Below are 20847 nucleotides of genomic sequence, written 5' to 3' on the forward strand. Positions count from 1 at the left end.
TTTTTCAGAAGGAATGCACAGTGAGAATGATCTCTCGGATGTTGGTATCAGGGGCAGCGATTGCCGTACTGAGCGCGGTCAGCGGGTGTGCGACCGAAAGCTCCCGGGCTTTGCCGGTGGAAAAAGTCGAAAGCGCCAGCCAGGCCTGGGCCGGTGTTCGCGTACCGATGGCGGTGGGCAAGTTTGATAACCGCTCGAGTTACATGCGCGGGATCTTCTCCGACGGCGTAGATCGCCTCGGCGGTCAGGCCAAGACCATTCTGATTACTCACTTGCAGCAGACCAACCGCTTCAGCGTGCTGGACCGCGACAACATGGGCGAGATCCAGCAAGAAGCGTCAATCAAGGGCCAGGCTCAGCGCCTCAAGGGTGCTGACTTCGTGGTCACCGGCGACGTCACCGAGTTCGGTCGCAAGGAAACCGGCGACCAGCAGTTGTTCGGCATTCTCGGTCGTGCCAAGACCCAAGTGGCTTACGCCAAGGTCAACCTGAACATCGTCAACATCAGCACCTCGGAAGTCGTCTATTCGACCCAGGGCGCGGGCGAATACGCCTTGTCCAACCGTGAAGTCGTCGGTTTCGGCGGCACGGCGTCCTACGATTCGACACTCAACGGCAAAGTGCTCGACCTGGCCATGCGCGAGGCGATCAATCGCCTGGTCGATGGCATGAACTCCGGTGCGTGGAAACCGGGCAACTGATCAAGGTCGATGACAAGGAGCGCTAATCGCATGAACAAGTATCTGTCGTGGCCATTGATGGCATTGGCTCTGTCCGGCAGCGCGTTGCTGGCCGGTTGCAACAGCGGCCCGAAAACCCTCTACCAGTGGGAAAGCTACCAGCCGCAAGTCTACGAGTACTTCAAGGGTGAAACCCCGAAGGAAGCACAGGCCGAAGCCCTGGAGCGTGATTTGCAGAAAATCGCCTCGACTGGCAAGACAGCGCCACCCGGTTACCACGCCCACCTGGGCCTGTTGTACCTGAGCATGGGCAAGGATGATCAGATGGTTCAGCAGTTCCGAACCGAGAAGACGTTGTTTCCCGAGTCCGGGACCTACATGGATTTTCTGCTCAAGAACGCTAAAACCGGAGACGTCAAATGATCTCGTGCTCATTGAAACTGATGGCTGGTCTGCTGGCACTGGCCGTTCTCGGCGGTTGTGTCAGCCCCAAGACCGTGGACTACTCTGCGTACAAGCAAAGCCGCCCGAAAACCATTCTGGTGCTGCCGCCGCTGAACGATTCCCCGGACGTCAAGGCGTCCTACAGCATGCTGTCCCAAGTGACCTTTCCCTTGGCGGAGGCGGGTTACTACGTGTTGCCGATCGCTCTGGTCGACGAAACATTTCGCCAGAATGGCCTGACCACACCGGCAGATATTCACCAGGCCCCGGCCGACAAATTGCGCAATATCTTCGGTGCCGACGCGGCGCTGTACATCACCGTGACTGAGTACGGCACTCACTACATGGTGATCAGCAGCGAAACGGCAGTCACCGCCACTGCAAAACTGGTGGACCTGAAAACGGGTACCACCTTGTGGACGGGCTCGGCGCGTGCGTCGAGCGAAGAGGGTGGTAACAACAGTGGTGGCGGGTTGCTTGGCGCGCTGATTACGGCGGCGGTGAAACAGGTCATCAACAGCTCCACCGACGCCGGTTACCCGATTGCCGGCGTCGCCAGCAACCGCTTGTTGTCAGCCGGCCACCCGGCAAGTTTGCTGTATGGACCGCGTTCGCCGAAATACGGCACTGACTGAAACGCCATAAACCCCTGTGGGAGCGGGCTTGCTCGCGAAAGCGGGGTCTCAGTCACTATTAATGTTGACTGACAGACCGCTTTCGCGAGCAAGCCCGCTCCCACAGGGGGATGCGTTTCTCTGCTGGTTTATTTGGCGGGTGGCCAGAACCGTTCGCCACCGCCCGGCGCTTCCGTCCACGCTTGCAACGAGCGGGTCGGCAGGTCGAAGTAATCGCGGGTGCGCGCATAACCATGGCCGCCCATGCGCCCGATGGCATCCAGCCCCAGCTGATCGATGTACAAGGTTTTCGGGTCGATCAACTCATCGCGCACGTGCGCCATCAAGACCTCACCAAAAATAATCTCTCGCGACTGACCGATGTTCAGCGCCATCATCCGCCGACACTCCAGTGCCACCGGTGCTTCACCGATGCGTGGGCATTTGACGGTGGTGCCGGCAATCGCCGTCAGTCCCGCCGCCGTCAATTCATCGAACCCCGGTGCAAACGGCACGGCACACACATTCATTGCTTCCACCAGCGCATCGCTGACGATGTTCACGGTGAATTCCTGATTCAACTGAATGTTGCGCGTGGTGTCCTTCGGGCTCTGATCGCCGTAATTCTCCACGCCCAGCGCCAGAATCGGTGGATCCGCCGACAGCGCATTGAAGAAGCTGAACGGCGCGGCGTTGACCCGGCCCTCGCCATCGATGGTAGTAACCAGGGCGATCGGCCGGGGCACCACACTGCCGATCAGGATTTTGTATTTTTCCCGTGGGCTGAGCTGGCTGAAATCGAAACTGTGCATGGCAGAACTCTCTAGGAAAGTGGATCGATTGCGCTCAATGGCGCGTCGGCGCTGTAGTCATCGGCGAACGGAATGGCCGGCTGGAACAGGCTTTTCCAGTCCGGTCGGGCAAAGGCTCGCTCGCTGTGGCTGCGCATCAGTTTTTCGTATTGGCGTTGCGCCTGGCGTTGCAGGGCGGGGTAGTCGACACCGTTGACCTGACCGTCGTGCATCACGCAGCGACCGTCGATGTAACTGGCGATGCAGTCGTCGCCACGCCCGGCCAACAGCAGGTTTTTCAGCGGATCGAACAAGGGCCCCAAGTGCAGACCGCGCAGGTTGAACACAGTGATGTCGGCCTTGGCACCGGGCGCCAGACGTCCGAGGTCATCACGACCCAGCGCCCGCGCACCGCCAAGGGTGGCGGCGTTGTAGAGGTCGAGACTACTGGTCAGCGCCGAACCACCCTCCATCAACCGCGCGATGTGCAAACCGTGGCGCATGTTTTCCAGCAGATCGGCCGGCCAGGTATCCGTACCGAGGGCAAAGTTAATGCCCTTGGCCCGATAACGTCCGAAGGCATTCAGCGCCTCGCCATCGCGGGCGAACACCAGCGGGCAATGCACCAGACTCGCGCCGCCATCGATGACCCGCTGCAAGTCGTCATCGCCCGTGGTGTAGATGCCGTGCGGTAACAGGCTGCGCGGCGTGAGCAAGTCCAGCTGCTGCAACCAACCCAGCGGTGATGTGCCGCGCAATTGCTCGACCATCGCCACTTCGCCAGGCGTCTGACAGCAATGCAGGCGCATCGGCGCGTTCAGTTCGCGGCTCAGCGCGGCGGTGCGTTGCAGCAGCGCCGGGGTGCAGGTCTGGATGCGATCCGGCAGCAGCGCGCCGCGAATCAAACCGCCATGCGCGCCATCGAAATCCTTGAAGAAGCGTTCAGCCGCATCCAGTCCGGCCAGCCCGCGCGCCTCTTCCCAGTGATGGGCGAGGCTGCCGTCGGCCTGCCAGTAACTCATGCCGCTCATGTAGCAAGGACCGAGGTAAGTGCGCAGCCCCAGCTCGCCTGCCACATCGGCAACGGCGGCAAACTCGTCGTAAGTTTCCGCCCACTCGCGGTAGTACATCGAGGTGATCGGCATCGCTGTGGTGATGCCGTTGCGGATCAACTGGGTAAAGGCATAGCGGTATTTGAATACCTCTTCTTGCAGGCTGTAAGTCTCACGTGGGCCAGCGGCCAGATACTCGGAAGACCACATGCGCCCCATGCTGCGTTCGTCGCCGTTATCCAGGGTCAACACTGTGGAGTCGAGATCGCCCAGCGCATCGAGATCGATAAAACCCGGGCCGATCAACGCATTGCCGTAATCGATCCACTGATCCACCGGCCCCGTATAACCCCGTCCGACGAACTCGATGCGCGACCCAGCGAACACCACTTCGCCGTCGCGCCACAGCACATGCCGGGAGCCGTCGAAACCGACCACGCAACTGGCGCGCAGGCCGATGCGTTTCACAGACGGCTGCTCAACAGGCGGCCACCCTCGGCGATCAGTGCGCCACCGCGATAGACCTGACGCAGCGGACGCGACACCACCGCCTCACCCAAGGTCTCGACCGGCATCAGCAAAAGTCCGCCGGCCGGCCAATCGCCAACCCGTAACCCTCAATCCCCAAGGCCCGCGCCCCATTGGCCGTGGCGGCCTCAAATGCTGCCGCCAGCTCATCGTCCTTGCCCAGATCGAATCGAAACGCCAGCAACATCGCGCGTTCGAGCATGTCGCCATTGCCCATCGGCGACCACGCATCACGAATGCCGTCGGAACCCAGGCAGACATTCACCCCAGCTCCACGCAACTGCAGAAACGGTGGCACGGCGGTGTCGGCCGGCGCCGAACTCATCAGCGAAATCCCCAGCGCCGCCAAACGTTCGGCGACCGGTTTTACCTGACTCCACGGCAACATGCCCAGGCAATAGGCGTGGCTGATCATCACGCGGTTTTGCAGGCTGAAACGCTCGGTGTAATCGGCAATCAGCGCGATCTGCCACAGGCCCAGTTCACCCTTGTCGTGCAGGTGAATATCCACGCCACGACCAAACTCAGCCGCCAGTTTGAAGACGAAATCCAGTTGTGCAATCGGGTCGTTATCGATGCCGCACGGGTCGAGCCCGCCGACGTTCTCTACGCCCAGCGCCATGGCTTCGCGCATCAATTCGGCGGTGCCGGGGCGGCTGATCAAACCGGTTTGCGGAAACACCACCAGTTGCAGATCAATCAGGTCTTTGTAGCGCTCACGCAATTGCTGCATGGCTTCGACGTGACGCAGGCCGAATTCCGGATCGATGTCGACGTGGCAACGCATCGTCAGTGAGCCGCGCGCGATGCAGTTTTCCAGCAGCGCGCCGGCGCGTTCGGCTATGGGGGCTTTTACTTCGCGCAGAATGCGGCGTTCGTTGCTGATGTAGTCCTTGAGCGTCGGGCCGGCGCTGTTCGGACGCCAGGGTTGGCCGTAGAGGGTTTTGTCGAGGTGGACGTGGCTTTCGACCAGGGCAGGGGTGAGGAGTTGGTTGTGGCCGTCGATGTCGGTGGCGCCCAGCGGTGCATTGTTGGCCGGGCGGCGTTGAGTGAACCGGCCGTTTTCGATCAGCAGGTCTTCGGCGGGGGCGCCGTAGGGGCGCACGTTGCGGAGCCAGTGTGGCTGGGTCATACAAACCTCATTCAGGTCTTCAAATTATGTGTTGGCCGGGCGGGCCTCTTCGCGAGCAAGCTCGGCTCCTACAAGGAATGGTTTGATCACACATAACCTTTGTAGGAGCAAAGCTTGCTCGCGAAGGCCGCATCTCGGTTTCAAATCAGGCACTCAACCCTTGAGCTTCGACCAGATCCGATCCTGCAGCTCGCGCGCCTTGTTGCTGCATTCCTTCTCGGGGCGCAGGCGCGAGGCGTATTCCTCGGGCATGTTGATCGCGTCCATGACCTTCCATTTCGGGTCAAGCAACTGATCGCTCTGAATGCCGTTGGCGTAGGCAATGGCGTTGGACACGGCTGCCGCGTTTTCCGGTTTCATCATCCAGTCGATGAAGATCTTCGCGTTGCCCGGATGCGGTGCGCTTTTCGGCACGGCAAAGTTGTCCTGGAACATCGCCACGCCTTCACGCGGATACACGTACTTGATCGTGCTTTTCTGCAAGGTGGCCCGCGCGGTAGAACCGTTCCAGTTCTGCATCATGATCACCTCGCCGGAAGCCATGCGGTCGACAGTGTTGTCGGAGCTGTACATCTTCAAGAACGGCTTCTGTTTTTGCAGCAATTCAAGGATGCGCTTGGCGTCCTGCGGGTTTTCGCTGCATTCGTCGACGTTCAGGTAATGGCTGGCGGCATTGATCACGCTGCTCGACGTATCCAGCGCGGCGAGCTGGCCTTGCAGCTCTTTGCGCGGTTCGAAGAACTCTTTCCATGAATCATCCAGCTTGCCGCCCGGCACCCGCGCACTGTCATAGGAAAACCCGGTGGTGCCCCACAAATACGGCGCCGAGAACTTGCGGCCGGGGTCGAAGCCCGGATCGCGGAACGGCCCTTTGACGTACTGAAAGTTGCTCAGGGTCGGCGTGTCGATTTCCATCAGCAGATCCTGTTTGATCAGCGTCTGCATGATGGATTGCGACGGTACGATCACGTCATACGCGGCGCCGCCGGCCTGCAATTTGGCGAGCAGGGTTTCGTTGCTGTCGTAACCATCCATGGTCACCTTGATGCCGGTTTCCTTTTCGAACTTGGCCAGCAGATCGACCGGGTAATAGTCGGTCCAGTTGTAGAAAAACAGCTCTTTCGGTTCGGCGGCATGAGCGCCAAACGCGGTGAAACAACTCAGGGCCAGACCGGATACAGCCAAACGCATGCTTTTCATCTTCATGAGAGCGCTCCAGATTTATTGTTGTTTACCGCGTTGACCCAGCCAGAAGGCCAGGACCACCAGCACGATGGAAATCACCAGCATCAGTGTCGAAATCGCGTTGATCTCCGGCGTCACGCCGGCCTTGATCGCCGAGAAGATGTACACCGGCAACGTCGTCGAACCGGGGCCGGCGACGAAGAAAGTCATGATGAAATCGTCGAGGCTGACCACGAACGCCAGCACCGCACCGGACAACACCGCGGGCCACAGCAGTGGCAAGGTCACGCGACGAAACACCTGCCACGGATCGGCGTACAGATCGTTCGCCGCTTCCAGCAGGCTCTTGTCCAGATCGTTGAGCCGCGCCCGAATCGGTAGATAAGCGAAGGGAATACAGAAGCCAATGTGCGCAACGATCACTGTCAGCAACCCGAGCTTGATGCCCAACGCCATGAACAGCAGCAGGGTGGCCACCGCGGTGACGATCTCCGGCAGGATCAGCGGCAGATTGATCCCGCCCTCGACCATTTTCTGTCCGTAGAAAGGTCGATAGGTCGCCAGCGCCGCCAGCAGCGCAATCGCCGTGGCGCACACCGTGGCGATGGTTGCGACGATGATCGAATTCAGCGCCGCGGTCTGAATCGACGGGTTGGCCAGAATCCGTCCGTACCAGGCAAAGGAGAACTCGGTCCACACCGTCGCCGAGCGGTTGGCGTTGAAGCTGTAGGCGATCAACACAAAGATCGGCAGATACAGATAAGCCAGAATCAGCAGGCTGATTTCACGGGTTGCCGGAAGTTTTTTCAGGTGCAGAGAAATCATGCTTTGGCTCCCCGATTTAGGGTCTTCGACATATGGCGGCTGTACAGCGCGTAGAGCACCAGCGACACCAGCAGAATCGCCAGCAACAGGAACGACAGCGAACTGCCCAGCGGCCAGTTGCGCGCGGTGCCGAACTGCTGCTGGATCAGATTGCCGATCATCAGCGTCTTGCCTCCGCCGAGAATCGCCGGGGTGATGAAGGCGCCCAGACTCGGCACGAACACCAGCAGCGCACCGGCAATCACGCCCGGCATCGACAGCGGCAGGATGATCCGCCGCAAGGCGTGCCAGCGGTTGGCGCCGAGGTCGTAGGCGGCTTCGACCAGACGCCAGTCGAGTTTTTCCAGGGTCGAGTAGATCGGCAGGATCATGAACGGCAGAAAGCTGTAGACCAGGCCGACGCTCACCGCGAAATCGTTGTAGAGCAGGGTGATGCCGCCGGCACTCGGCAACAGCGCGTTAAGACTCTGTGCGACCCAACCGTGTTCGCGCAGGATGATCAGCCACGCGTAGTTGCGGATCAGCAGGTTGGTCCAGAACGGAATGGTGATGAGCAACACCATCAGATTGCGTCGACGCGGGGTCAGGCTCGACATCCATAACGCCACCGGAAAACCGAACAGAAAGCACAGTACGGTCGTGCCACCGGCCTGCAGCACCGAACGCAACAGCGCTTGCGCGTAGACCCAGTTCAGTTCGAGTTCGCCATCAAAACCTTCCTGGAAAAACAGTTGCACGTAGCTTTGCAGTTGCCATTGCGCCTGCCAGTCGACGCCACCGTAGGTGTTGCGCGGCAACAGGCTGATGTAACCCATGATCCCCAGCGGAATGGCGATCAGGGCGAGCAAGGTCAACACCACCGGGCTGAGCAACAGCGCCCGGTTGAGAGCGGGGAAGTGCTGCTGACGCTCATCTCAGGCCTCCATCAACAGGCAGGCGTGCGGCGGCAGATGCACGGCGACGCGTTCACCGACCGCGCGGCCACGGTTCAGGCCTTCGTTGTTTTCGCGCAGCAGCACTTTGATGTCATTGTTCAAGCGGCACTGGTACAGCGTTGCGGTGCCGACATAGAGCACCGCTTCGATGACGCCACGCAGGTGATGTGGCTGGCTGGCGTCGACCAGTTGCGAACGCTCGGGCCGAAACGCCAGTTGCACGCTGCTGCCGTCGAAACCCTGCGGCTGGCAGGCAATCTCCACTGGCATGCCGTTGGGCACGAAGAGCTTTTCGTTGTGCTCGCCGTGTTTCAGGTGGCCGGGAAGGAAGTTGATATCGCCGATAAACTGCGCGACAAAGCGGTGTTTTGGATGCTCGTAGATATCGGTCGGGGTGCCAATCTGCAAGATCTTGCCGGCCGACATCACGGCGATGCGATCGGACAGCGTCAGCGCTTCTTCCTGATCGTGGGTGACAAAGATGAAGGTGATGCCGGCTTCTTTCTGTACGCGCTTGAGTTCGACCTGCATTTCCTTGCGCAGCTTGAGGTCGAGCGCCGATAGCGGCTCATCCAGCAACAGCACTTTCGGTTTCGGCGCCAAGGCCCGGGCCAGCGCCACGCGTTGCTGTTGGCCACCGGACAACTCCGAAGGTTTGCGATTGGCCAGATGCTCCATTTGCACCAGCGCGAGCATCTCGTTGAGCCGATCCGGGATCAACTTGCGATCAAGACCCTGCATCTCAAGCCCGAAGGCGATATTCTGCGCCACACTCATGTGCGGAAACAGCGCGTAACTCTGGAATACCGTGTTGACCCGGCGTTTGAACGGCGGCAGGTCATTGACCGGCTCGCCGGCCAGACGAATCTCGCCTTCACTGACGTGTTCGAAGCCGGCGATGGTGCGTAGCAGAGTGGTTTTGCCGCAGCCGGAAGGGCCGAGCAGGGTGAAGAACTCGTTGTCGGCGATGTTTACCGAAACATTGTCGAGGGCCGGCGCGAGGCCAGGATCGTCAGAGTACCGTTTGGAGACGTTGCGCACTTCAATTGCTATTGGTTGACCCATAATGGTGCAATCCTCTATTTATTGTATGCAATATCTGAATGCAATTTAGAAATACCCGGATTAATCTGCGTGTGCAACCCCTTTTTCCGGCTGTTCATTCGCCAGGGCAGCGTTGCCAGCACCTAAAGGAGTTTTTCAATGACCGAGAAGAAACTGGAAACCACGGTCGACCGCGTCTACCAAGGGGTTTACGAGGCGATCAGCAAGCGTTCGCTGCGTCCGGGGATGAAGCTGGGCGAGGCCTCGCTGGCCGAGTTATTTAATGTCAGCCGCACATCGGTTCGCGCCGCGCTGAAGCAATTGGAGGCCGACGGACTGGTCACTACCGAGCCCAATAAAGGTGCGTCGGTGTCGCTGCCGAGCAATGAAGAAATCCGTTCGCTGTTCGAAACCCGCCGTCTGATCGAGATCGGCATCGTCACCGAACTGTGCCGGCGCAAGGACACAGCGGCGATGCAGGACTTGCGCGAGCACCTGCTGCTGGAAGATGAAGCCCACGCCGCCGGTGACCACGAACGGCTGATTCATCTGCTCGGCGAGTTCCACATCAAACTGGCACGCAGCCTCAACAATCCGGTGCTGCTGGACTGGTTCCAGAAGCTGATTTCCCGCGCGTCGCTGTACGTTGCGGCGCTGGATGACGACAGCCACGAAGCTTGCCGCGATGACGAACACCTGCGACTGATCGAGTACATCGAAGCGGGAAATCAGAGCGCCGCGATCGAATTGACTTGCATGCACCTCAATGGCATCGAAAAAGCCATTCTCGACGTCGCCGCCAAGATGAAAACTGGCTACCATCCGCTCAAGCATCTGATCGGCGTCTGAGCTCCGGTCAGGGATTAAAATCGGCTTACTTCATATGAAACCAATACGACGACAGACGCTCGAAACAGACGGGCGTCGCGTCGTTTTGGCGTCGCGATTCATCGGGCAATCAGCACAGGACACCGAGTCAGTCGATGCAGTTTTTATCCGATAGCCACGGTTGTGACGGCTGGAAAGGCGAGATGGCCGAACGCATTCGAGCGTTCGACTGGAGCCTCACCGAGTTGGGTCCGTTGGCCATGTGGCCGGCGAGCCTGTGCAGCACAGTGCAACTGATGCTGGCCTCGCCGTTGCCGATGGTGATGCTCTGGGGCCGGGCCGGCTACATGATCTACAACGACAGCTATTCAAAGTTTGCCGGTGGCCGGCACCCATTTCTGCTGGGCTCACCGGTCGAACTGGGCTGGCCCGAGGTTGCGGATTTTAACCGCAACGTGGTCGATACCTGCCTGGCAGGCGGTACTTTGTCGTATCGCAACAAGGCGCTGATACTGCTGCGCGATGGCGTTCCCGAAGACGTTTGGATGGATCTTTATTACAGCCCGGTGGCCAACGATGAAGGAATACCGTCCGGGGTGATGGCGATTGTCGTCGAAACCACTGAATTCATGCGCTCCGAACGCCTGCGCCAAGAGGCCGAAAATGCCTATCGCGCCGATAACGAACGGGTGCGTCTGGCGCTGAATGCCGGCGCCTTGCTCGGCTCGTTTGTCTGGGATGTGAAGAACAATGTGCTGTCCGGCGATGAGCGTTTTGCCCGGACATTCCACTATCCGCCGGGGCAGGATCTGGGCAATCTGCCGCAGGCCTACACCGAGTCGCAGATTCATCCCGATGACTTGGCGTGGGTGAATGAACGGGTCGGCCACTCGGTGCAGACCGGCGAACCGTACAACGCCGAATATCGAGTGCTGCGCCCGGACGGCAGTTACCTGTGGGTGCTGGCCAGCGGCTGCTGCGAGTTCAATGAGCAGGGCAAACCGTTCCGCTTTCCCGGGGTGTTGATCGACATCCACGAACGCAAGACTGCTGAAGAATCCTTGCTCAAGTTCACCCGCAATCTGGAGCAGCGGGTGGCCGACGAAGTCGGTGCGCGGCTGGCGGCCGAGGAGCAATTGCGCCAATCGCAGAAGCTGGAAGCGATTGGCGGCCTCACCGGCGGCGTTGCCCATGACTTCAATAACCTGCTGCAAGTGATTGCCGGCAACCTGCATTTGCTGGCCCGCCATGAACCGGACAACCTCAACGTACAGCGCCGGGTCAGTGCCTCGATTGCGGCGGTCGAGCGCGGGGCCAAGCTGTCTTCGCAACTGCTCGCGTTCGCCCGGCGCCAGCCATTGTCGCCGGCCGTGTGCGACCCACGGCAGATTTTTGAAGGGCTGGGGGAGTTGTTGCAACGGGCGTTGGGGGAAACCATCCAGATCAATATGCAGGTGGTCGACGACGCCTGGCGCGTCCATGTCGACCGCAACCAACTGGAAAACGCCATCCTCAACCTGGCGATCAATGCCCGCGATGCCATGAACGGCGAGGGCACGATCAGCCTCAGCGCATCCAACGTGCGACTCGACCCCGAATTCTGTGTGGGTAAAGGTCTTGTTCCCGGCGAGTTTGTCCGGGTTGCGGTCAGTGATAGCGGTGCTGGCATGCCGCCTCAGGTGCTGGCCCAGGCATTCGAGCCATTTTTCACCACCAAGGCTGACGGCCACGGCACCGGCCTGGGGTTGAGCATGGTGTTCGGTTTCGTCAAACAGAGCGGCGGGCATATCGAAATTTACAGCGTGGTTGGCGAGGGCACTCGGGTGCAGCTGTATTTTCCGCGCAGCCTGCGACCGTTGCCCGATGAAACGCCGCTGCACGTGCCACAGCAACGGGGCGGGCATGAAACGATTCTGGTGGTCGAGGACAACGAAGCCGTGCGTATTTCTGCGGTGGAGTTGCTACGCGAAGAAGGCTATCAGGTGCTGACCGCCAGCAACGGCGACACGGCTATGCAGATGTTGTTGGAAGGCGTGGCGGTGGACCTGATCTTCACCGACGTGGTCATGCCCGGCCTGATCAAAAGCTCGGACCTGGCGGCCTGGGCCAAAGTGCAGGACCCGGCGGTGGCGGTGTTGTTTACCTCTGGCCACACAAGGGACATCATCTCGCGCAATCACCAACTGAGCCCTGATACGCATCTGCTCAGCAAACCGTATGGGCCGCAAGCGCTGACCCGGATGGTGCGCACGGTCCTGAATGGTTGACCCCGCTCCCACATGGATCGGTGTTTATTCAGTTGTTTAATTAAGGCGACTTCATGACTTCAAAGCGCACTTCAACCCTTCCCACCAGCATGGTTCGGGTGCGTGGTGCCCGCGAGCACAACCTCAAGAACGTCGATGTCGACATTCCCCGCGATGCCTTGGTGGTGTTCACCGGCGTCTCCGGTTCGGGCAAATCGTCCCTGGCGTTTTCGACCCTGTACGCCGAAGCGCAACGACGCTATTTCGAATCCGTGGCGCCTTATGCCCGACGCCTGATCGATCAAGTCGGGGTGCCGGACGTCGATTCCATCGAAGGCTTGCCGCCGGCCGTGGCCCTGCAACAACAGCGGGGCACGCCGAGCACTCGGTCTTCGGTGGGCAGTGTGACGACGTTGTCGAGCTTGATCCGCATGCTCTATTCCCGCGCTGGCAGTTATTCGCCGGGGCAGCCGATGCTCTACGCCGAGGACTTTTCGCCAAACACGCCCCAAGGCGCCTGCCCCGAGTGCCACGGCCTGGGCCGGGTTTATGAAGTGACCGAAGCGCTGATGGTCCCGGACCCGAGCCTGACCATCCGCCAGCGGGCGATTGCCTCTTGGCCGCTGGCTTGGCAGGGGCAGAACCTTCGGGACATTCTGGTAACGATGGGCATCGACGTCGACATTCCCTGGCGCAAACTGCCGAAAAAACAGCGCGACTGGATTCTCTTCACCGAAGAAGCCCCCACCGTGCCGGTGTACGCCGGGCTGACTCCGGAAGAAACCAAAGTCGCCCTCCAGCGCAAAATGGAACCGAGTTACCAAGGCACCTTCACTGGCGCCCGGCGCTACATCCTGCACACCTTCAGCCATTCCCAAAGCGCGTTGATGAAGAAGCGCGTTTCGCAATTCATGCTCGGCAGCCCGTGCCCGTTGTGCGACGGCAAACGGCTCAAGCGTGAAGCGTTGTCGGTGACCTTTGCCGGGTACGACATCGGCGAGCTGTCGCAAATGCCGTTGCTGCAAGTGGCCGAGGTGCTGAAGCCGGTGGCAGCGCAGACTTATCTGGAACAGGCCGATGAGCCGGGCGAAGTGTTGACTCACAGCCAGACCCGCGAGGCCCGTGAGCAGCGAGTCGCCCACGGCGCCAGTGGCCACGCCAACGCCCCGGACGTGCGCCACACGCCAAACCTGTCGGTGGAGAAACGCCTGGCGGCGCAGCGCATTGCCCAGGACTTGCTGGAGCGGGTTAGCACCCTGACCGATCTGGGCCTCGGTTACCTGGCGCTGGAACGCAGCACGCCCACCCTGTCGTCCGGCGAACTGCAACGTTTGCGCCTGGCGACGCAGTTGGGTTCGCAACTGTTCGGCGTGATCTACGTCCTTGATGAGCCGTCCGCCGGCCTGCACCCGGCGGATGGCGAAGCGCTGTTCGAAGCCCTGCAACGCTTGAAAGCAGCGGGCAACACGCTGTTTGTGGTCGAACATGACCTGGAAACCATGCGCCGCGCCGACTGGCTGATCGACGTCGGGCCGGCGGCGGGCGAGCATGGCGGGCGCATCCTCTACAGCGGGCATCCTTCAGGGCTGGAACACGTCAGCGATTCCCAGACCCGCGCTTACCTGTTCGCCGAACAGGTCACGGCACCGCGCGCTGTTCGCAAGGCTAAGGACTGGCTGCGACTGGAAGGCATCACCCGCAATAACCTGAACAACCTCAGTGTCGAGTTCCCCTTGGGTTGCTTCACTTCAGTGACTGGCGTCTCGGGTTCCGGCAAGTCGAGCCTGGTTAGCCAGGCGCTGCTCGAACTGGTGGGCGCGCATCTGGGACGAGCCGCCAGCGAGCCAGAAGAACTGAGTCTCGAGGACGACGCCCCACAAGTCAGCGGTGGTCAGGTCACGGCGGGGCTGGAGTCGATCAAGCGTCTGGTGCAAGTCGACCAGAAACCGATTGGCCGCACGCCGCGCTCGAACCTGGCGACCTACACCGGACTGTTCGACAACGTGCGCAAACTGTTCGCCGCCACGCCTGAGGCGCAGGCTGAGGGCTATGACGCCGGGCAGTTTTCCTTCAACGTCGCCAAGGGTCGTTGCCCGACGTGCGAAGGCGAAGGGTTCGTCAGTGTCGAGTTGCTGTTTATGCCCAGCGTCTATGCACCATGCCCAACCTGCCACGGTGCCCGCTACAACCCGCAGACCCTGGCAATCACCTGGCAAGGGCTGAGTATCGCCCAGGTGTTGCAGCTGACGGTGGATGAGGCGGTGATGGTGTTTGCCGAGCAACCGGGCATTCGCCGTTCGCTGGAAGTGCTGCGGGATATCGGTCTCGGTTATCTGCGACTTGGTCAGCCGGCGACCGAATTGTCCGGCGGCGAAGCCCAGCGGATCAAACTGGCCACCGAGCTGCAACGCAGCCAGCGCGGCGCGACCCTGTACGTGCTCGACGAACCGACTACCGGTTTGCACCCACGGGACGTTGATCGATTGCTGGAACAACTCGATACGCTGGTGAAGGCAGGACACACGGTGATCGTGGTCGAGCATGAAATGCGCGTGGTCGCCCAGAGTGACTGGGTGATCGACATCGGGCCGGGAGCGGGGGATCAGGGCGGCAAGATCGTGGTGGCCGGCACACCGCAGACCGTCGCCAAAAACAAGAAAAGCCGCACGGCGCCGTTTTTGGCTCGTGCATTGAGCCGATAGGGTTGATGGCCGAGCTGGCCTCAGCGCCAGCAGGCTAACTCCGACAGGTTTTGCGGCGTACACAAGACTCATGCAGGCGCTGAGTTTGCTCGCGAAGCGCTGTATCAGTCGATATTTGCGTGGACTGACACGACGCCTTCGCGAGCAAGCTCAGCTCCTACAGTGATTTGCGTTGAAACCGAACCGTAGGAGCTGCCGCAGGCTGCGATCTTTTTGCTTCTAACTACCGTCGAGGGTACGGCGGACCTTGTCGAGCAGTTCGCTGATTTGAAACGGCTTGACCAGCATGTCCATGCCGCTGCCGAGAAATACCTGACGATTGATCGCCGTTTCCGCATAGCCGGTCATGAACAGAATCGGCAGAGCCTCACGCCAACCCCGCGCAACGTCCGCCAACTCACGCCCGCTCATGCGCGGCAAACCCACATCGGTCAGCAGCAGGTTGATCGACGGATCATTCTGCAATCGCTCCAGCGCCGTTTCGATATCCGCCGCCTGGGTACAGTGGTAGCCAGCGTCCTCCAGCACTTCCGTGACAAACATCCGCACCGACGGCATGTCCTCGACAATCAGCACGTGTTCGCCGGTGCCTTGGGGATTGACGACGGGTGCAGGGACATCCGCCCCCGTCGGATCGCTGGTGGCCGGCAACATGATCGTCACTTCCGTGCCGCGCCGAGCCACGCTGCGAATGTGTGCATCGCCACCCGATTGCCGGGCGAAACCATAGATTGTCGACAGCCCCAATCCGGTGCCCTGACCCAGGGGTTTGGTGGTGAAAAACGGATCGAACACCTTATCGATCACGTTGTGCTCGATCCCGGTACCGTCATCGCGCACCGACAATGCGACATACGCACCATCGGCCAGGTTCGGATCTCCGTGCGAGTAAGCGGCGTAGGTGTTGACCCAGATGTTGCCACCCGTGGGCAAGGCATCACGGGCGTTGATCACCAGGTTCAGCACCGCGCTTTCCAGTTGCACCGGGTCAACCAGAGCGATCGCCGGTTTGTTGGTCAACTCAAGCTTGAGGTTGATCCGCTCACCGATGGTTCGTACCAGCAATTCCTCCAGCGAACGCACCTGCTCGTTAATGTCCACCGGCCGCGTGTCCAGCGGTTGCTGACGGGCAAAGGCCAACAGCCGGTGGGTAAGCGACGCGGCACTCATGGCCGAGTTCAGCGCGGCTTCGGTGTAAAACTGCACTTTATCCAGACGCGCGTCGGCGATCCGTTTCTGGATCAACTCCAGGCTGGTGATGATGCCCGTCAGCAGATTGTTGAAGTCGTGAGCGATGCCGCCGGTGAGTTTGCCCAGCGCATCCATTTTCTGCACTTGCAGCAGCTGCGCCTCGGCCCGCACGCGCTCGGCGACTTCCTTGGCCAGTTGCGTGGTGGTGTCGTCCAGCCGCGCCAGGTGCGAGCGTTCGCGGTGACGGTGTTCGGTAACGTCCTCGACGAACACCAGGCTCAGCTCTGGCGTGCGATACGGTGAAATCTGCCACTCGGTTTCGCGAATCTCCCCTTGGACACGCATGTTCAGCGTGCCTTTCCAGCGCTCGCCGTCGACCAGTCGCAGGCGCAGCTCATTGAGGATTGCGCTTTGATCGTCGGCAAAGCATTCATTCAGGGTTTGCGGGTTGCGATTATCAAGAATCAGCTGGGCAAAAGCGTGGTTGCACTCATGCACCTTCAGATTCGCATCGAGCACCGCGATAGGTGCCGAAACGTTGACGAAAATCTCGCGAAAGCGCGCCTCGCTCTCGCGCAACGCGTTTTCCGTGTCGCGTACGCGCAACAACGTGCGCAGTGTCGCCAGCAGCACGTCCGGATCAACCGGATGAATCAGATAGGCATCGGCGCCCGCGTCCAGGCCAGTGATGATGTCGCCGGTCTGGATCGACGCGGCAGACACATGGATCACCGGCAGCAACGCCGTGCGCGTGTCGGCGCGCAGAATACGCACGATGTCGAACCCGCTCATGTCCGGCAGGTTGACGTCGAGGATAAGCGCATCCAGCGGCTCACTTTCGATCAGCGCCAGCCCTTCAGTGCCGGTGCCAGCCTCCAGCACTTCATAGCCGTGACGCTCCAGCCGCCGGCGCAGGGCGTAGCGAGTGGCGACGTTGTCATCGACGATCAACAGGCGGATGTCACGTTTCATCGACGTTCTCCAGAGCGATCGCCAGCGGAATGATCACGAAAAAGGTCGAACCGACCCCCGGCGCGCTTTCCACCCCGACCTCACCGCCCAACAGGGCTGCGAAACGCTTACACAGCGACAGACCCAGGCCGGTGCCACGCAGGCGTTTCTGCAAGGGTGAGTCGACCTGGGAAAAGTCTTCGAACAATGCGCCATGTAGCTCGGGAGCGATACCGATTCCGGTGTCGCTGACGGCAAAGCGCACTTTGTCGGCGCCTTCCAGTCGCGCCGAAACCCGCACTTCGCCACGGGTGGTGAACTTCAGCGAGTTGGAAATGAAGTTGCGCAGGATCTGTGCGAGTTTTTTGTCATCGGTGTACAGGCGCGGCAGGCCGTTCGGTTCTTCGAAGATCAGATCGACCGCCGTCGCATCGACGATCGGCCGGAACATCCCGCGCAGGGCGGAGAACAGGTCGAACATGTCGAACCATGCCGGGGAAATGCTGATGCGTCCGGCCTCGATTTTCGCCAGATCGAGCAAGTCATCGACCATGTCGCTCAGCTCGCGAGCGGCAGTGCTGACGAATGCCACCTGCTTGTGCTGCTCGGGGCTGAGCGGGCCGTCGAGTTCATCGGCAAGCAGGCTGTTGATGCTCAGGATCGACCCCAGCGGCGTGCGGAACTCATGGCTCATGTAGGAGAGGAAGCGGCTTTTCAAATCGGAAGCCTGGCGCAATTCCTCTGCCTGGGTGTCGAGTTCGGCGTACAAGGCCAGCACGCCCTGATTGGTCTCGTCGAGTTCTTCGCGCAGGGCGGCGGATTCGCTCTGCAACTGCGCGATGAGCGCAGCCTGTTCGGCATTGCTCAAGATGGGCGACTCAGCCATGGGCGGCCTCCAGGGCAACGACCAGCACCGTTACATCGTCGCGTCCGCGCGAGAAATCGCGGTGCAGGACGCTGGCTATCACGGCGGGATGGCGGTGCACCAGGCCGGGGTAGTCTTGAAGGTTCCAACGGGACTGCAAGCCGTCGCTGTACATGATCAATAGATGTCCGTTCACGTGAGCATAGTCAAAGGGCTGGGCTTTTCGGTATTGACCGCCAACGATCCCTGGATGTGAGGCCAGACCACGGGACTTGTCGGCAGCGATCAGGCTGGCGCCGATGTTGCCGACACCGGCAAACGTCAGGCTGGCGCGATCGACGTGAAACTGCGCAAACGCCACGGCGCCGCCCCGACTGCCGATCATATCGCGGTGCATGTCTTCCATCAGTGTCACCGGTGCGCTGAACGGCGCCTCGGCAAAGGCGCGCTCGCCGGCCCGGGCAGCGCGCTCGGCTTCTTCACCGTGTCCGAGCCCGTCGATGATCAGCGCGCAGATGTCGCCGCGATGGTAGGCCAGATGCCAGACGTCACCGCAGGCCGGATCGTTGTGCAGTGAATGCTGACTGACGCCGTAGGGCAGGTCCGGCTGACGGTCGTTGCGCGGATACAGACGGGCGAGCAGCACGGCGCCGCGGTGGTCGGCATACACATCAAAGATGTTGGCCTGGCGTGCCACGGCGCCGAGGCCGATGCCCTGCGTGCCGCCGGTGGAAAAACCGTCGGTCAGGCACGCATCAAGGTCAAAACCTTGCGCACGATCGACCGCCAGCAACTCGATGCCGGCATCACCCTGACGCGGCAACAGGCGCAGGTGCAGTTCGCCACGGCCAGCATGCTTGAGCACGTTGCTCGCCAGTTCCGTGGCCACCAATGCCACGCGGCCGGCGTCACTTTCACCAAAACCATGTTGTTCGGCGAGGCGTTGCGCGGTGCGTCGGGCATAGCCGATCTGGCTGCTGTCTTCGATCAGCAGTACTTGGGTCAATGACCCGCTGATATTCATGTCCATCGGGTAATCGTTATGCGAGTGCCTTTGCCGGGTTCGGTTTCCAGTTCGAACTCGTCGACCAGCCGTTTCGCGCCGGTCAGGCCAAGGCCCATACCACTGCCGGAGGTCCAACCGTCGGTCATCGCCAGTTTGATGTCAGGTATGCCGGGGCCTTCATCACGGAAGGTCAGGCGCAGCCCGACCCGGCCGTTTTCATCGAGGATCTGCCAGTCCATGTCACCGCCACCGCCGTAAACCATGGTGTTGCGCGCCAGCTCGCTGACGGCGGTCACCAGTTTGGTCAGATCGATCAGACGCATGCCGCACTCGGTACACAGTTTGCGCGCGGTCTGACGCGCCAGCACCACGTCCTGTTCGATGTTGATCGCTTGAGTACCGCTGCTGCGCACGCTCATTGCTGGCGTACTCGTTCCTGCAGCAGTTTCATGCCGCGCTCGACGTTCAATGCCGTGCTGACGCCCGGCAACGTCAGGCCCAGCTCGACCAGCGTGATCGCCACGGCCGGTTGCATGCCGACCAGCATGGTTTCGGCATCCATGATTTTCGACAGACCGGAAATCGTGCCGATCATCCGGCCGATGAACGAGTCGACCATGTCCAGCGCCGAGATGTCGATCAAGACCCCGCGCGCCGAGGTTTTGCTGATGCGCTCGGACAAATCATCCTGAAGGGTCAGGGCGAGCTGATCATGCATGTCGACCTGAATGGTCACCAGCAGAAAGTCGCCCATTTGCAGAATCGGGATACGTTCCATCGGCTCAGACCGCTTTGCCGAGGCTGATGCCCAGGCGTGTCAGCGCGAGTTTCAGCGCGTCGGCCAGATTGGCCTTGGTCACCACGCCTTGCAGGTCAAGCCCGAGGTGGACGATGGTTTGTGCGATCTGCGGGCGCACGCCGCTGATGATGCAATCGGCGCCCATCAGGCGGATGGCCGTGACGGTTTTCAGCAGGTGCTGGGCGACGAGGGTGTCAACGGTGGGCACGCCAGTGATGTCGATAATGGCAATTTCCGAACCGGTGTCGACGATGCGTTGCAGCAGCGATTCCATCACCACTTGGGTGCGTTGCGAGTCCAGCGTACCGATCATCGGCAGCGCCAGAACGCCGTCCCACAGCTTGACCACTGGTGTCGACAGTTCCAGCAGCTCTTCCTGTTGACGCTTGATCACCGCTTCGCGGGATTTCTGGAAGGTACGGATGGTGTGCAGGCCGAGGGCGTCGAGCAGTTCGGAGATTTCCCAGAGCTGTTCGGCGAGCAGCGCCGGTTGGTCGTGGTAATGCGCCTGGAGCAAGGCGAACAGCGGGCCTTTAAGGGCGAAGATGAAGCTGGCGGTCTGCTGCGAATCCTGACCCAGCATGGCGCGGCTGTGGGAGAGTTTTTCAAGAAACTGGCGGGTGCTTTCCCAGCCCGGTGCGTTGATGTTGTTGCCGTTGTCATTCTCCAGACCGCTGACCACCAGTTGCAGGAACTCGCCAGTCTGCTGCCGCACATCGTGGTCTTTCAGGTTGCGGGTGGCGCCGCTGGCTTCCAGGCCATTGATCCATTCGCCCAGCAGTTGGTTTTGTTTGTTCTTCATCGCATCGAGTGTGCTGTTCTGCAGTGCTGCCATGTGCCTGTTGCTCCGTAGCGAAATGGGGGCCGATTTCAGAAAAAATGATCGGCGCGCTGTCAGTGACATTTGCCGTTTGAAATAGTTGTTCGTTCCGACGCGGATATTTTTGATTTGGCGCAAAGAACTTCCCGGTAACTCTAGTCGGCGTGGCCGTTTGCAGCGATCTTTTGAACGATTGCCCACCCGCAGGC

Annotated in this window: 17 protein-coding genes and 2 pseudogenes; 6 read left to right on the forward strand and 13 right to left on the reverse strand. The window is 60.6% G+C overall.

Annotated elements, in window-relative coordinates; translation table 11 throughout:
• Positions 1–26: 26 nt before the first annotated feature.
• The 3 genes from JFT87_RS17485 to JFT87_RS17495 are packed head-to-tail and all read left to right on the forward strand — an operon-like array spanning position 27 to position 1759.
• Entirely contained in the window at positions 27–701 is a 675-nt protein-coding gene (locus JFT87_RS17485) for a CsgG/HfaB family protein (RefSeq protein WP_201205243.1), read from the forward strand.
• Positions 702–731: 30 nt separating this feature from the next.
• A complete protein-coding gene (locus JFT87_RS17490) occupies positions 732–1103 on the forward strand; it encodes a DUF4810 domain-containing protein (RefSeq protein ID WP_201203187.1) in 372 nt (123 codons plus the stop codon).
• Complete coding sequence (locus JFT87_RS17495; RefSeq protein WP_201203189.1) at positions 1100–1759, forward strand: DUF799 domain-containing protein; 660 nt, start codon at positions 1100–1102, stop codon at positions 1757–1759. The genes JFT87_RS17490 and JFT87_RS17495 overlap by 4 nt, the downstream gene beginning before the upstream one ends.
• A 128-nt stretch (positions 1760–1887) precedes the next feature.
• Here JFT87_RS17495 and JFT87_RS17500 read toward each other — a convergent pair whose 3' ends face one another.
• The 7 genes and pseudogenes from JFT87_RS17500 to JFT87_RS17530 form a co-directional block, all read right to left on the reverse strand.
• Positions 1888–2550, reverse strand: a complete 663-nt coding sequence (locus JFT87_RS17500; protein WP_201203191.1) for a flavin reductase family protein — start codon at positions 2548–2550, stop codon at positions 1888–1890.
• A gap of 11 nt (positions 2551–2561) precedes the next feature.
• Positions 2562–4049 carry a chlorohydrolase family protein gene (locus JFT87_RS17505; RefSeq protein ID WP_201203193.1) on the reverse strand — a complete coding sequence of 496 codons (1488 nt, stop codon included), beginning with the start codon at positions 4047–4049 and terminating at the stop codon, positions 2562–2564.
• Positions 4046–5241, reverse strand: a pseudogene (locus JFT87_RS17510) (amidohydrolase family protein). The gene JFT87_RS17505 and the pseudogene JFT87_RS17510 overlap by 4 nt, the downstream one beginning before the upstream one ends.
• 153 nt (positions 5242–5394) lie before the next feature.
• Positions 5395–6447 (reverse strand): extracellular solute-binding protein, encoded by a 1053-nt coding sequence (locus JFT87_RS17515; protein ID WP_201203195.1) that lies wholly within the window; start codon positions 6445–6447, stop codon positions 5395–5397.
• 15 nt (positions 6448–6462) lie between these two features.
• Positions 6463–7251, reverse strand: coding sequence for an ABC transporter permease (locus tag JFT87_RS17520; protein ID WP_201203197.1), 789 nt, complete (start codon positions 7249–7251; stop codon positions 6463–6465).
• Positions 7248–8164 (reverse strand): annotated as a pseudogene (locus tag JFT87_RS17525) (ABC transporter permease). Before JFT87_RS17525 ends, JFT87_RS17520 begins: the two are co-directional and overlap by 4 nt.
• A 1-nt stretch (position 8165) precedes the next feature.
• Positions 8166–9251 carry an ABC transporter ATP-binding protein gene (locus JFT87_RS17530; protein WP_201203199.1) on the reverse strand — a complete coding sequence of 362 codons (1086 nt, stop codon included), beginning with the start codon at positions 9249–9251 and terminating at the stop codon, positions 8166–8168.
• Between the two features lie 138 nt (positions 9252–9389).
• On the opposite strand from JFT87_RS17530, the gene JFT87_RS17535 reads away from it, so the two are divergent.
• From JFT87_RS17535 to uvrA, 3 genes are all read left to right on the forward strand, one after another.
• Positions 9390–10079 (forward strand): GntR family transcriptional regulator, encoded by a 690-nt coding sequence (locus JFT87_RS17535; RefSeq protein ID WP_201203200.1) that lies wholly within the window; start codon positions 9390–9392, stop codon positions 10077–10079.
• Between the two features lie 134 nt (positions 10080–10213).
• Entirely contained in the window at positions 10214–12325 is a 2112-nt protein-coding gene (locus tag JFT87_RS17540; protein ID WP_201203202.1) for a hybrid sensor histidine kinase/response regulator, read from the forward strand.
• A 53-nt stretch (positions 12326–12378) separates the two neighbouring features.
• Positions 12379–15006 (forward strand): excinuclease ABC subunit UvrA, encoded by a 2628-nt coding sequence (uvrA, locus tag JFT87_RS17545; RefSeq protein ID WP_201203203.1) that lies wholly within the window; start codon positions 12379–12381, stop codon positions 15004–15006.
• Positions 15007–15225: 219 nt separating this feature from the next.
• Here uvrA and JFT87_RS17550 read toward each other — a convergent pair whose 3' ends face one another.
• Genes JFT87_RS17550 through JFT87_RS17575 form a run of 6 tightly spaced genes read right to left on the reverse strand, consistent with a single transcriptional unit; the run spans position 15226 to position 20653 of the window.
• Positions 15226–17169, reverse strand: a complete 1944-nt coding sequence (locus JFT87_RS17550) for a response regulator (RefSeq protein ID WP_201203204.1) — start codon at positions 17167–17169, stop codon at positions 15226–15228.
• Positions 17159–18034 (reverse strand): sensor histidine kinase, encoded by an 876-nt coding sequence (locus JFT87_RS17555; protein WP_201203205.1) that lies wholly within the window; start codon positions 18032–18034, stop codon positions 17159–17161. The genes JFT87_RS17550 and JFT87_RS17555 overlap by 11 nt, the downstream gene beginning before the upstream one ends.
• Positions 18027–19037, reverse strand: coding sequence for an ATP-binding protein (locus JFT87_RS17560; RefSeq protein WP_201205247.1), 1011 nt, complete (start codon positions 19035–19037; stop codon positions 18027–18029). Before JFT87_RS17560 ends, JFT87_RS17555 begins: the two co-directional genes overlap by 8 nt.
• A complete protein-coding gene (locus JFT87_RS17565; RefSeq protein ID WP_201203206.1) occupies positions 19034–19438 on the reverse strand; it encodes an anti-sigma regulatory factor in 405 nt (134 codons plus the stop codon). Before JFT87_RS17565 ends, JFT87_RS17560 begins: the two co-directional genes overlap by 4 nt.
• Complete coding sequence (locus JFT87_RS17570; protein ID WP_025112567.1) at positions 19435–19797, reverse strand: STAS domain-containing protein; 363 nt, start codon at positions 19795–19797, stop codon at positions 19435–19437. Before JFT87_RS17570 ends, JFT87_RS17565 begins: the two co-directional genes overlap by 4 nt.
• Before the next feature lie 4 nt (positions 19798–19801).
• Positions 19802–20653 (reverse strand): STAS domain-containing protein, encoded by an 852-nt coding sequence (locus JFT87_RS17575; RefSeq protein ID WP_201203207.1) that lies wholly within the window; start codon positions 20651–20653, stop codon positions 19802–19804.
• Positions 20654–20847: the final 194 nt, after the last annotated feature.

Source organism: Pseudomonas sp. TH15, from assembly GCF_016651105.1.
GTDB lineage: Bacteria > Pseudomonadota > Gammaproteobacteria > Pseudomonadales > Pseudomonadaceae > Aquipseudomonas.